We start from the raw sequence: 13274 nt of genomic DNA on the forward strand, positions 1-13274 counted from the left end.
GTCTCGTTCAACTCCTCTTTTTTCATTCCGGGTCGGAGATTCACAGCAGGTTCGGGAGGAGACGGGTGGCCGCCGACGCGACGGAGAGGCCGGTCGCGGCGAGTACGGGCACGGCGCAGATCCAGGTCTGCCACCGGCCCCACGTCCGGTGCGCCCAGACCGTGAGCAGCGCGGCGGCGAGCAGCACCTGCGACCAGAGGAAGACCGCGAGCCAGGCGCCGCCCTCGCCCGCGAGGGCCTCCTCCGCCGCGTCGATCCGTCCGGAGCGGGGCGGGGCGGGCTGCACCGGACTGGTCAACTCGGCGTCCACCCGCAGGAGTCCGGAGGGGGTGTACGCGTCGCCGGTCGCCGTGATGAGCGTCAGGCGTCCCTCGCCCGCGCCGATCGCCGGTGGCAGCGGGTCGCCGGGGCGCCGTACCCCCGTCACCCGGTACACCGCCTTGCCCTGGCCGGTCGTCACCTCGACCACCGCCCCGGTGGGAAGCCGGTCGAGACGCACGAACGGAGAGCCGTACCCCCACTGCCTGCCCATGATCAGGGAGGTGCCCGCCTGCCCGGGCAATACGGAGTCGCGGCGGTGTCCGGGCCCGGACATCAGGACGCCCGAGGTGGTGCCCTCGGCCACCACCTCGCGCAGGCCGAGCACGGGGATCCTCAGCAGGGCGACCGGCGCGCCCATCGCGAGCGGCTTGTTGTCGTACGTCCGCTGCCCCACCGGGGCCGTCCCGAGGGCGAGTTGCTTGCGCAGCTCGTCGTACGCCACCTCCTGGTCGCGCGCGTGCTGGAGGTGCCCGACGACGGTGAGGCTCGCGACGAAGCCCAGCAGCACGGCCGCCAGGACAGAGAGGATCGCGCCCAGCAGCGCGAGCCCCGGTTTGGCGGGCGGCCGGGCCGGCGCGGCGGGCTCCGGTGGCTGGGGCGGGGCCGTCGCGAGGGGCGGCGGCGGGGACAGCACGGTCACGGGGGTGCGCTCCTCGCGGGGCGGAGGGGTGGGAGATGGGGGTGGGACGGAGGGTGAGACGGGGGGGTGAGACGGGGGGGTGAGACGGGGGGTGGGTTGTGGTGTGGTTCAGTGCCTCGGGGCCGTGAAACTCAGCAGACCCCGGCGGCGGACGAACAACACACACGCGGCACCCGCCGTGACGAGCGAGAGCGCGCCGAGCCCGGCGGCGAGCGCGTCGGTGCCGGTGGACGCGAGCGATCCCCCGTCGCCGGAGGAGTCACCGCCGCCACCGGACGTACCCCCGCTGTCGCCGTTCCCGCCACTGTCCCCGCCCGACGAGCCGCCATCGGTGTCGCTCGGCTCCGGGGTGGTGGACTCGCCCGGGTCGTCCGACGGTTCCGGGTCGGGGTCGCCCCCGCCGCCGACCGTGAAGGCGAAGGCGACACTGTGACCGTCCGCCGCGTCCTCGGCCAGTGTCAGCGTGTGCTCCCCGTCGACGATGTCCTCGGGGACGGTGAAGGGGTACTTGTCGACCGTGCCGTCGGCGTTCGCGGTCGCGTCGGCGAGCGCCGCCCCGGACTCGGCGAGAGCGACCTTGACCGTGGCGTCCTTGGCGTAGCCCCGGGCGGTGACGTACACCTTCTGGCCCGCTTCGAGCGTCGGGTTGGGGTCGAGGGTCGTGCCGGCCTCGTCGATGACGTCGAGATCGGCGGGCTCCTCCGGTCCCGTGGGCGTGTCGCTGGGGGTCGGGGAGGGGGCGGTGACGGGCACGCCGAGCGTGCCGGTCGACTCGGTGAAGGCCTCGGTGTCGGCCGGCGTGAACACGGCCTCGTACAACGCCGGGTTGGCGTTTGTCGGCAACGTCGTGCTGATCTTGGCCTTCCCCCCCGTGACCACGGCGGAGCCCAGCTCGGCGGCGGTGCCGTGGGTGCTGCGGAAGACGACCGATCCGGCCGCGTCCTCCGGCGTCACGGTGGCCGTGAGTTCGATCGTCGCGCCGGCGGTGCCCTCCGCTGGGGTGGCGGTCAGCGCGGTCTGGGTGGGCCGTACCTGCACCAGACTCCAGGAGCCCGCGGTCACCCGGATGACGGCGCTGAAGTATCCGTTCACGACGTTGTCCGCCGGCGCGCAGCCGGCCGCCAGCACGTAGTCACCGTCGAGGATCTTCCCGTCGGCGTCCACGCGGTCGATGTAGAGCGCGGCCTCGTCGAGCGAGACGTTGGGCGGCCCGTCCGGGCTGGTCTTCGCGAGGTCCGCCACCACGGGACCGGCCCCGTCGAAGGGCGCGCCGTCGGTGGACGTCGCGACACGTTCGCGGTACGAGCCGTCCTCGTTGGCGAGTTCGACCCGCAGGTTCTGGTACGGCGAGGCGGGGTCGACCGGCGCCGGGCAGGCCGCGCTCGTGGTGAGAGTCCCCGACAACACCTCCGCGGTGCTGCCCGTGGCGGGCGCCAGGGTGAACGTACCGATCGGTTCGTCGGCCCGCGCGGGGGTGGACAGCGCCAGCACCGCCGCGAGCATGCCGAAAAGCAGTGCGCAACAGGTCAGCAGGCTGACGGGTGATCTGTGTGGTGCCAGGCGGTACATCTGTTTTCCCCCACGGGATCGTGTCGGTCGGCGGATACGCCGTGGAGCCGGGCACCCTGGGGGTGCCCGGCCGTGGCGCGGTCAGGGAGCGGCGGTGATCAGCGCTCGCCCTTGAGCGTGGTGGAACCGCAGGCCGAACCGAGGCCGCCGAAGCCGTAGTTGGCGATGGCGGCGGTGGTCACGGCGTTGCAGACCTTGGACGTCGAGCCGACGAAGGTCGTCGAGATCGGCGAGACGGTCAGCTTGTTGGTGGGGACGACGTTGTAGACGTCGCGCAGGTACGGGAAGCTCGCGTTCAGGGCGGTGCCGACGCGCGGCGCCTGGCCGTTGACCGAGCCGAGCAGCGCGGAGCCGCGGCGGTTCGGGACACCGGCGATGCCCCGGCCCTGGGCGTAGTACTGGGCGACCGAGTACGGCGCGATGTCACCGGCGGTGTCCAGCACGGTGCCGTCGTTCTCCTGCGAACCGCTGGTGACGCAGGCACCGGGCGTGGTGACGCCGATGGAGCTGAGGAAGAACTGCCGCGTGCCGGAGCTGGCCTGCGGCAGCAGCGGCGTCAGGGCGACGCCGTTGAGCGTGGTGAGCGTGCACTCGTACACCGACTTCAGCTGCGCCGTCGTCAGGTTCGTGGGCAGACCGCTGCCGCTGCGGTACGCATAGGAGACCGCGTCCTTGGCGAACGGGATCCAGGTCAGGTCGGTGGTAGTGGTGTCCGCGGGGGTACGGGAGGAGCGCGCGAAGTCGAGGCAGCCCGAGGCGGTGTCGACCGCGGTACGGAGCGCGTCGATGCCGGCCGAGGAGCCGTTGGGACGGGCGATCACACAACCGCTGGCGCGGGTCTGGATGTTGATCGAGCCGGTCGCGTTGTACGAGGCGATCGTGGCCCCGCTGTCGACCGTGTTGCCCAGGCCGTTCAGCACGTCCTGGGTGGTGTCGGAGCCGGTGCCCGCGAGGACGCGGACGGACGGCGGGTCGGCGGACGCGGGAGAGGTCAGCAGGCCGAGGCCGAGGGCGGCCGTGCCGACGACGGCACCGATACGGGCGTAGGACTTGACGTTCACTTCTGTTCTCCTCCGTGGAGCAAGCACAGCAAGGAATGGACGTACAAGCAGAATCCGGATTTCACAGCCACCGGCCCGTCGGCCGGCCACCGCAAACCATTCCTTACGGAGATGCGGACGGCCACCAACTCCGGCGGCGGATCAGGTTACGTGCGCATTGCCTACGCATCTCCAAAAAGATCGGCGGAACGGAAAAGGAAAGGGAATTCCCGTCCCGGCCGGAACGGGAATTCCTCTCCGAAGAGCCGTCAGGTGGACCGGCGGCGCACCGACAGGCGCAGCAGTACGGGCCCGGCCAGCGCGGCGGCGCCGCCCGCCACGAGGACGCCGAGCAGGACCCAGCGGATGACGCCCAGCACCCCGCCGGGAGTCACACCGCCCGACCGCGCGACGGTCCTCTTGTCGGCCGCGGAGTCGGCCGGGGCGGACGGCGCGCCGCTCCCGGTCCCGCCTCCGGTGCCGGACCCCTCGCCCGCCCCGCCGCCGTCGCCGGAACCGGCCGTACCGCCTCCCGTGCCTCCCCCGGCTCCGCCGGAGCCGGAGCCGGACCCGGCGCCGCCGTCCCCGCCGTCCCCGCCGTTACCCGCGTCCCCGCCGCCGGACGAGGCGCCTTCCGCCGGGTCGTCCGGGCCACCGGCGTCCGGGTCGCCCTTCTCCAGGCGGTCCGCCGCGGCCTCGGTCTGCCGCCGGAGCGCGGCCGGCAGCGGGACGTACCCGGGCGGAAGCTCACCCGGCCCGTACCCGGGCACCTGCCCCTGACCTGCGGCGTACCGCAGCACGCGCGCATAGTCCTGCCGTACGGGCTTCTCCAGGCCCGTCGACGCGGCCGCGTAGGTCAGCGTGGTCAGCGGATAGGCCCCGTCCTTGGCCCGGCCGGGGTCGGCCGCCTTGACGCCGGGCACGGCCGTGTCCTTCATCGCGCCGACGGCCTTCAGCATCGACGCGTCCGTGGGCTTCACGAACCGGCCGTCGGACGTCCGCAGCGCGGCGACCCCCAGCTGGTAGCGCGCGGCGGAGGCCGTGTCGACGATCCCGTACGCCCGCCGGCTGCCGTGGGTCGGCGGGACGCCGACCAGCTTCACCCCCTCGGGCGCCGAGGTGTCCTGCTCGATGCGGGACTTCCCGCCGTTGCTCCCCCGGCGGACGAAGAGCGCCCCCTGGTGCATGTCCGCCACATAGGGGGCCCAGTCCAGTTGGCCGTACGTGATGTGCTTGCCGTCGCTGGTGAGTTCGGTCTCGGTCGGGTCGACCTTGGGGAAATCGACCGGAGCCTTCGAGTCAAGGTCCAGTTCCTTGTAGTACGGATTGACCTTCGTGCCCCACGGATCCGCTTCGCCCTTGAGGAAGGAACGCGCCTCGGGATCGCTCTGGACATAGCGCCAGACAATACTGTTCACGTCGGAGACATCCCCGATCAGCATGATCGCTCCGGCGTTCGCGAGCGGATTCGGAGCGCCTTCCTTGAACTGAGGATTCAAATTCAGGAATTCCGGGTCCACGACGATCGACGCCGCGTTGCCCGCGAGATGTACGGGGACCTTCGACTCGGCGCCCGTCATCAGCCGCACGTCGTTGATGTAGGACGCGGTGAGGATCTTCGCGAGCAGGCGGGGGGTCAATTTGATGTCCTGGACCGCGGTCTGGCCCTCGCGCTCCCAGAAGAACCCGACCGTCAGTCCGCTCAGCGCCACCGGCGCGTGCACCACGGGCGCGGCGCCCTTCGGCGCCTTGACCGGGTCGATCGTGAAGGCCAGCCCGGGGGCGGAGTCCGTGGGCTCGGTGATCTGCGACCGCGCGAAGTCCTCGCCGGACTGGCTGAACGTGAACCGGGTCTCCCCGCCGGCGCAGAGCCGGGACTGCCAGGAGGTGATGGCGTCGGTGACCATCTCCGAGCCGATCATGCGGCGTTCGGCCTTGTCGGGCGCGCAGCCGTCGCCCACGGGCTGGAAGCCCATCGGGAACACCAGCCGCTGGGCCCAGTTGGACGTGGAGAGCGGGGAGCTCTGGAGCATCTGGTTGTTGCCCCCCGTACCGTCGACGTCGTGCTCGCCGCGCGGGACCACCACCAGCCAGCAGTTCCTGACCTTCTGGGACGCACCGGAGCCGAGGCGCTCGCCGCAGCCCAGATGCGGGGCCTCCCGGGCGGTCTGCACCGGGAAGACCAGGTCTCCCGTACCGTCGGCCCGGGTGATGCCGAACAGCTCCTCGTTGGTGTCGAGATTGCTGAAGTACGTGAAGTCGCGGCTGCCCGTGGTGGCGGGTTCGCCGTTGGCCGGGCGGAACGGCACGAAGGACTCGGCGGTGCCGTTGTTCACGTACTCGGTCTCCGCGGGATCCCCGTCGAGCTGCCGCAGCGCGACCAGGCCGCCGCCCTTGTCCCCCTTCTTCGCCACCCCGAACACACACTGCTCACGGTCGGGGCCCGCCGGGTCGTCGCCCCAGCACTGCATCACCTGGAGGTAGTTGTACGACGGGTACCCCGTGGTCGGCTTCCCGCCCGTCCAGCTCACCCGTACCCCCTGCGACCGCAGGTCCTTCGTCTGACCCACCGTCACCTTGAGAGCGGAGAAGTCGTCCAGCGTCCCTTTCCTGCCCTGGACGGTGAGCGCCGAGGAGGCACCTTCCTGCCCCGCCGCCTGCGCCTCACCGCCCGGCGGCAGCGGCAGCACCGCGAGGACCAGGGCCCCGAGCAGCGCGCACACGCCCGCCGCCCCACGGCGGCCGAGTCGCCCGTCCCCCGCGCGCCGGCCGGGACCGCGTCCCGTCGCCCGTCCCCCCTGTGCCGGGTCAGGTCCGCGTCTCATCGTTCGTCCCCTCTGCGCCGGGCCCGCCCGGCCAGTGCGCGGGCCACGACCGGCGGGCCCACGACCACGCCGAGCAACAGGGCCGCCGAGAGCGCCATCAGCGCGCCGCGCAGGCCCATGGATCCCCCGGACGCCAGGGTGACCGGCGTACCGACCACACTCGCGTCACCCGTCCCGGCCTCGCTCCCCAGCGGTTCACCCGTGTCGGGGTCGACCGCTCCCCCGTCCCCCGTGCCACCGGCCGCCGCGGCTGCGGCCGACCCGTCCGGGGAGCCGCCCGTACCGCTCCCGCCGGAGTCCGTGGCACCGCCCGAGCCGGAACTCCCGCCTGTGGAGCTCGCGTTGCCGCCGCTCGCGGTCCCCGAGCCCGAACCGCCGCTCGCGGTCCCCGAGCCCGAACCACCGCTCGCGCCACCGGAGTTCGTACCACCGCCACCGCCACCGTCCCCCCGGGCCGCCGGGACGACCGGTGTCTCCTCGCGGGCCGCGCCCGCCGTGCCGGTGGAGCACTGCGTCGGACCCCGCTTGTCGCACTCCTTGGGGTAAGGGGCCTTCTTCGCGAGGGTGTTGGAGCCGTCGGAGGAGAAAGTGGGGTTGCGGCAGCTGCTGATCTTGATGTCCGCGACCGGCGCGCCCGGGATGCGCCGGACCTGGCTGAAGCCGGCCTGCACCAGGTTCATCGGCAGGGGCGAGTAGCCGAGCTCCTCCGCCTGCTGCTGGCCGTCACAGAGGAAGTAGTTGGCGAAGGTGCCCAGCGACTTGCCCTTGCCGGTCGTGAAGCCGAGTTCCGTGGAGGTCGGGATGATCATGTAGCTGTAGCTGGAGAGCGGGTACGACCTGCGGTCCCGGTTGACGTAGACGCCGTCGAGGATCTGGGTGAGGTAGTTCGGCGAGTTCTTGTTCTCGTTGATACGGGCCTGCTGCAACGCCACCGCGACACTCGACGACGTCGGCTCGACGTAATACCCCTCGCTGTTCAGCATCTTGGCGACCGGGAAGCCGGTCTTGATCGCGTACGAGTACTCCACGTACGTGATCGCGCCCTCGAAGCTGGACTGCTTGGTGAAGCCGGACACGCCCAGCGAGCCGGACTTGGCGACGGTCGAGGACCCGGGGACCACCGGGTAGTACGACGTCATCCCGCACGGCGTGGACCGGCCCGCCCTGCGGCAGTAGTCGTTCCACAGCGAGCCGTGCTTCTTGGCCATCCAGGTCGTGAACTGCGCCGTCGTACCGGAGCCGTCGGAGCGCACCACCGGGACGACGCGGCGGGCCGGAAGGGTGAGGCCGGGGTTGTCGGCCTTGATCTCCGGCGCGTTCCACATGGTGATCCTGCCGGTGAAGAGCTTGGTGATCACCTCACCCGACAGCCGCAGATTGGTGACCTTCTTGCCACCGATCTTGAGGTTGTACATGAACGAGGTGCCACCGGCCACGATCGGCATGTACGCGTAGCTGCGCTTGGTCGGCGGCACGTCCGTGGTCCGGCCCTCGGTCAGCCCGTACGGGATCTCCGAGACGCCGAAGTCCGAGACGCCGTTCTTGAACTCCTCCCGGCCCACGGAGGAGCCGGACGCCGAGAAGTTCACGGTGAGCCCGATGTTCGCGCCGATGTTGCGCCGCCACTGGTCCAGCGCGTTCGAGCTCCAGGTCGACCCCGATCCGCTGAGCTTGGTGTACGACTCGGCCCACGCCGGTGGTGGTACGGCGGCCAACGCGCAGGCCAGCGCCGCGAGTAACACGAGCGTGCGGGTGAGCGGTGCGGCTCTCACTGGGAACTCCCTGGATCTGTGACGGATTTCGGGGCGGCGTGCGCCCTGTCGCGCGCGGCGAACCGCTGGGCGTCCTTGCGGGACGCCTGGACGCGGCGGTGCTCCTGGCCGCGGCTGAGCCGTCCTGAATTACGGCCGCCGATCACCCGCGCGAGGATGAACAGCAGCAGGACCAGGGTCATCAAGGCCGCCGCCGTGCCGAATCCCCGGGCCACCATGGTGGGTTCGGGCGACTTGACGAACTCGAAGACGGCCAGCGGGAGCGAGACCTGCGGCCCGTTGAAGGGGTTCGCGTTCAACTCGGCGGTGAATCCGGCCGTCAGCAGCACCGGGGAGGTCTCCCCGACGCCCCGCGCCGTACCGAGGATCACCGCCGTGGTCAGTCCGGACCGGGTGGTGGGCAGGACGACGTGCCACACCGTGCGCCAGCGGGACGTGCCGAGGGCGTACGACGCCTCGCGCAGCGTGCCGGGGACCAGCCGGATGACCACGTCGGAGGCGCGGATGATGATCGGCAGCATCATCACCGCGAGCGCGAGCGAGGCCGCGAACCCGGACCGGCCGAGGCCGAGCGTCAGGATCACGGTGGCGTAGATGAAGAGGCCGGCGACGATCGACGGCAGCGCGGTCATCGCCTCCACCACGGTCCTCACCAGCCGGGCGAACCGGCCGGGCACCTCGTTGAGGAAGACCGCGCACACCAGGCCGACGGGGACGGTGAAGGCGAGCGCCAGGGCGATCTGCTCCAGCGTCCCGACGACGGCGTGCAGGACACCCCCGGCGGACAGGGGGTCGAGCGGGCCGGCCGTGCGCATGTCCTCGGTGTAGAAGTTCAGGTGCGGCAGCGCCTCGCGGCCCTCGAAGAGGGTGTAGACGACCACGAACACCAGCGCCACGAGCATGAGCAGCGCGAGGCTCTGGATCACCACCCCGGCCACCTTGTCGCGGACGGCGGGTCCCGACTCGTCGAACGACACGAGGAGCGCGTAGATCCCGAGGAACAGGAGGTACGCCACGACCACGAAGCCCACCGTGCCGTTGAAGGGCAGCAGCCGGGTGAAGAACAGGCCGGTGAGCGCGAACGACGCGGCGGCGGCGCCGACCAGCGCGTATACATCGCTGCCACGGGTCAGCGACGTGTCGCGGCGGCGCTCGCCCAACGCGTCGGCGGGCGGCGGGCGTTCGGCGGCCGGCGTGGTGCGCGGGCGCGGAGGTGCTGTGGTCATGACGGGGATTCCCTACTCGCTCGCCGCGCCGGAGCGGCTGCGGGCGACGATGGAGGACGCGGCGAAGTTGACGACGAGGGTCATCAGGAAGAGCGCCAGGCCTGCGGCCATCAGGGCGGACATGCCGAACTCGCTGGCCTCCCCGTACCGCAGGGCGATCAGCGAGGAGATCGAGCTGGTGCCGCTCTGGAGCACGTGCCACTGGATGTCGAAGATCGGCGAAATGACGAGATAGACGCCGATGGTCTCGCCGAGCGCCCGCCCGAGCCCGAGCATGGTCCCGCCGATCATGCCGCCCTTGCCGAACGGCAGGACGACGCTGCGGATCATGCCCCAGCGGGTGGCGCCGAGCGCGTACGACCCCTCCCGCTCGCCCACCGGGGCCTGCGAGAACACCTCACGCATCACCGAGCAGACGATGGGCGCGACCATGAGCGCGACGACGATGCCCGCGATCAGGGTCGAGGAGGCGTAGACGGTCGCGTTGGCGAGCGGGTCGCGCGGGTCGGCGCCGTCGACGGCGAAGAAGGGGATCCAGCCGACGTACGTGGAGAGCCAGCGGGCCGTGCCGAGCACCTGGTTCTGGAAGAAGAACAGCCCCCACAGCCCGTAGACCACGGAGGGCACGGCGGCCATCAGGTCGACCACACCGATGAGGGTCTGCCGGATGCGGGGCGGGGCGTACTCCGAGATGTAGAGCGCGCCCCCTACCGCGAGCGGTACGGCGACCAGGATCGCCACCAGGGCGATGAGGACCGTGCCGACCAGGACGGCCGCGATGCCGAAGCGTCCGGCGTCCGGCTCCCAGGTCTCGGTGGTCAGGAAGGACCAGCCGGCCCGGGAGAGCGCCTGCCAGGCGCGGTAGAGCAGGAAGCCGCCGACCAGGAGCATCACGGCGAGCACAAATCCGCCGCCGGAGCGTGCGACACCGCGGAAGATCCGGTCCGGCAGCCCGGGATCCGAGTACAGGCGTCTGGGCCCCGCGGACCCCTCCCCGGGGCGCTCTTCGATGTGTGTCGTCACACCGGTCACCCTCGGGGCGGGTCATTGACACGTGTGCTCCGGTGTGTGAACGAGGTGTGCCCTAGGGGCAACTTCCGTTCATCTCCGTCACTTCGCCTCCCCCGACTCCTTCGCCTCCCCCGACTCCTTTGGATCCGCCAACTCCTTTGGATCCGCCAACTCCTGCTCCAGAGCGGCGAATTGCCCGAGCAGCCCGACAAACCGGCCCAGCGCCGCACGGCAGGTGGAGTACCTCTCGTACGTACGTGAGGACGCCGCGACGGCCGTTCCGTCGGGCAGGCGTAACCACCAGGCCCACCCGTCACCGCCCGGTCCGTGATGAACGCCCCCGGCCGCCTTGTCCGCCTGGGCGCACATCTCGCCGAACGCCCGCGCGCAGGCCCGGCTGTCTGTGAAGCTGCCCGCGGACACCCCGACCACCCGGCCGTTGTGCGCGATGAGCCGCCAGCCGAACCCGCCCGCCGGATCGGTGTCGATCTGACACCGCGCCCCGCCCACGGCGGCTCTGCCTAAGCCGTCCGATCTCTTCATGACCCTCAGCTCCCCCCGCCCTTCCCGGGGTTGGGAACGGCAGGAGCAACTTATTGAGACGAACGGGACAGTTGCGGTTTCAATCGATCACCGGCCGAACACTTCACTCGAATGTTGCCCCTATGTCCCCATGGGGACCCTGACGCCGGGCCGGGGAACGTCCCGCGCGCCGGGTCAGGAAGTGGCCTTGGCCGCCGCCGTGATCAGGTCGGTGGTCCGGTCGGGGTGGGACATCATGACGACGTGCGACGCGCCCTTGATCTCGATCGTGTGGGCGCCCGCCCGCTTCGCCATGAAACGCTCGGCGGCCGCCGGGATGGCCAGGTCGGACCCGGCGACGAGGTACCAGGACGGAATGGTCCGCCACGCCGGGACACCACTGGGCGTGCCCAGCGCCGCGAGGGCCACCGGGCGCTGGGTGGCTGCCATCGCGGCTGCCCTGCTCTTCGGCAGGTCGCCCGCGAACACCTCGTGGAACGCGACGGGGTTCACCGTACCTTCGACGTCGCTGCCCCCGCCGGGCACCGGGAACGCGTGCGTGACGAGGTTCGCGCCGAGCCTGCTGCCGGGGAACTTGCCGGTCAGGGTCAGGCCCGACTCGCCCTGGTCCGGGGCGTAGGCGGCGACGTAGACGAGAGCCTTGACGTTGGGGTGACCGACGGCGGCGTTGGTGATGACCTCGCCGCCGTAGGAGTGGCCCACCAGGACCACCGGTCCCGGAATGCCGTCGAGCACGCTGGAGGTGTAGGCGGAGTCGCCGCCGAGATCACGCAGCGGGTTGGCGACGGCGACGACGGGGTAGCCCTGGCGCTGGAGACGCTTGACGACGCCGTCCCAGCTGGAGGCGTCGGCGAACGCGCCGTGGACCAGGACCACGGTCGGCTTCGCCGTGGTCGAGGCCGGAGCCTTGGCCGTGGTGGACACCCGGGCCGGTGCTTCGGGCGTCGCCGAAGCGGCCGTGGCGACGACCGGGACGACCAGCACGGTGAGCGCGAGAAGCGCGGGTACGACCATGCGCTTCCGGGTCCATCGGCGGCTGTCGCCGGGGGCGTTCTCGGGGGTGTGAGCGTTTTCGGGCGTGGCCGCGTTTCCGGACATGGCAGTGCTCCTACTCGGATCGGTGGAAGGGGTACGGGGGACCGCCCCGGCGCCGCGAACTCCGCGAGCGGCGGGGAGCGAGCGGCGGGGAGCGAGCGGCGAGCGGCGAGCGGCGAAGGATCAGGCGTCGAGGAAGTCGAGGAGAAGCGTGGTCATCTCGGCGGGGTGTTCCTCGTACAGCCAGTGGCCGGAGTCCTTGACGACGACGCCGGTGACGTCGGTCGCGTACTCCCGTACCTGATCGGGTACGAACGACCCGAGGCTGCCGTCGGCTCCGATCGCCAGGACGGGCATCCTGAGCTTGGTCTTCCGGTGGACGGCGTTGTCCGCCATGTCCTGCGGCAGGGTACGGAACCACTCGAAGCTCGCTTCGAGGTGTGCCCTGTCCTTCAGGTACCCGGCGAACACCGCGATCTCGTCCGGGGTGACCGCGCCCTTCCGCACTTCGAGTTCGGCGATGAACTTACCGGTCCAGATCGTCTCGCGGCCGCGGACGAGCTGTTCGGGCAGACCGTTGGCGAGGGCGAAGAAGCCGAAGTGCCAGGCGCCGGGACCGTCGGCGGTCAGCGAGGGGAAGGTATAGAGACTCGGGTCGGGGATCGGTGCCTCGCTGAGCACCAGCTTCCTGACGTCGGCCGGATGTGCGGCGGCATAGGCGTAGGCGACCATCGTGCCGATGTCGTGTCCGACGATGTCGACGTTCTTGTCGCGGCCGAGCCGGACGAGCAGGCCGTGGATGTCCTCCGCCATCGTCTTCTTGTCGTAGCCGGCCGCCGGGGCGTCACTGCGTCCGGCACCCGGCAGGTCGGGGACGATGACGGTGTGGTGCTCGGCGAGCGCCGGCATGATGTGCCGCCACTCGTACCAGGTCTGCGGGTAGCCGTGCAGCAGGACGAGGGTCGGGCCGTGACCGCCGATCACGTAGTGGACGCCGAGCCGGCCCACCCGGGCCTTGTGCTCGGTGAAGCCGGCCGGCATCCGCTCCTTCGGGGCTACGGCGGAGGCGGTGGCGGACCTCGTGGCGTGGGACGCCGCGGACGTGGACGGCGCGGCGCCGGCCTGCGCCGTGACAGCGGTGGCCGTGAGACCGAAAGCCGCCGCCGCGGCGAGCAGGGCCAGGCCACGCGGTCTGAGGAGGGCACGGAAGGATCGCATCAGTTGCTCCAGAGTGGGGGGGGTGGGCCCGGCCACGGACGAGGTCCGTGGCCGGGTCCGTTCGGTGGCGCGGA

Annotated in this window: 10 protein-coding genes; all 10 read right to left on the minus strand. The window is 71.4% G+C overall.

Translation table 11 applies throughout. The features are described 5' to 3' along the window. Nucleotides 1-40: 40 nt before the first annotated feature. Entirely contained in the window at nucleotides 41-961 is a 921-nt protein-coding gene (locus ACIO1C_RS17235) for a sortase (RefSeq protein WP_401864044.1), read from the minus strand. A 108-nt stretch (nucleotides 962-1069) separates the two neighbouring features. Continuing rightward, the gene (locus ACIO1C_RS17240) at nucleotides 1070-2464 is read right to left on the minus strand and encodes a hypothetical protein (RefSeq protein ID WP_401864047.1); all 1395 of its coding nucleotides are present in this window, start codon (nucleotides 2462-2464) and stop codon (nucleotides 1070-1072) included. A 164-nt stretch (nucleotides 2465-2628) separates the two neighbouring features. Beyond that, the gene (locus tag ACIO1C_RS17245; RefSeq protein ID WP_401864049.1) at nucleotides 2629-3591 is read right to left on the minus strand and encodes a hypothetical protein; all 963 of its coding nucleotides are present in this window, start codon (nucleotides 3589-3591) and stop codon (nucleotides 2629-2631) included. A gap of 248 nt (nucleotides 3592-3839) precedes the next feature. Then, nucleotides 3840-6395 carry a hypothetical protein gene (locus ACIO1C_RS17250; RefSeq protein ID WP_401864051.1) on the minus strand — a complete coding sequence of 852 codons (2556 nt, stop codon included), beginning with the start codon at nucleotides 6393-6395 and terminating at the stop codon, nucleotides 3840-3842. After that, nucleotides 6392-8167 (minus strand): phosphate ABC transporter substrate-binding protein PstS, encoded by a 1776-nt coding sequence (locus ACIO1C_RS17255; RefSeq protein ID WP_401864053.1) that lies wholly within the window; start codon nucleotides 8165-8167, stop codon nucleotides 6392-6394. The genes ACIO1C_RS17250 and ACIO1C_RS17255 overlap by 4 nt, the downstream gene beginning before the upstream one ends. Then, nucleotides 8164-9393, minus strand: a complete 1230-nt coding sequence (gene pstA, locus ACIO1C_RS17260; RefSeq protein WP_401864056.1) for a phosphate ABC transporter permease PstA — start codon at nucleotides 9391-9393, stop codon at nucleotides 8164-8166. Before pstA ends, ACIO1C_RS17255 begins: the two co-directional genes overlap by 4 nt. A 12-nt stretch (nucleotides 9394-9405) precedes the next feature. Continuing rightward, nucleotides 9406-10416, minus strand: a complete 1011-nt coding sequence (gene pstC / locus ACIO1C_RS17265; RefSeq protein WP_401864058.1) for a phosphate ABC transporter permease subunit PstC — start codon at nucleotides 10414-10416, stop codon at nucleotides 9406-9408. An 87-nt stretch (nucleotides 10417-10503) separates the two neighbouring features. Beyond that, on the minus strand, nucleotides 10504-10947 hold the full coding sequence (locus ACIO1C_RS17270) for a hypothetical protein (RefSeq protein WP_401864060.1): 444 nt from the start codon (nucleotides 10945-10947) through the stop codon (nucleotides 10504-10506). Nucleotides 10948-11121: 174 nt separating this feature from the next. Further along, nucleotides 11122-12045, minus strand: a complete 924-nt coding sequence (locus ACIO1C_RS17275; protein ID WP_401864061.1) for an alpha/beta fold hydrolase — start codon at nucleotides 12043-12045, stop codon at nucleotides 11122-11124. A gap of 120 nt (nucleotides 12046-12165) precedes the next feature. Continuing rightward, nucleotides 12166-13200, minus strand: coding sequence for an alpha/beta fold hydrolase (locus ACIO1C_RS17280; protein ID WP_401864064.1), 1035 nt, complete (start codon nucleotides 13198-13200; stop codon nucleotides 12166-12168). Nucleotides 13201-13274 lie beyond the last annotated feature (74 nt).

This window comes from Streptomyces sp. NPDC087420, assembly GCF_044744165.1.
Classification (GTDB): domain Bacteria; phylum Actinomycetota; class Actinomycetes; order Streptomycetales; family Streptomycetaceae; genus Streptomyces.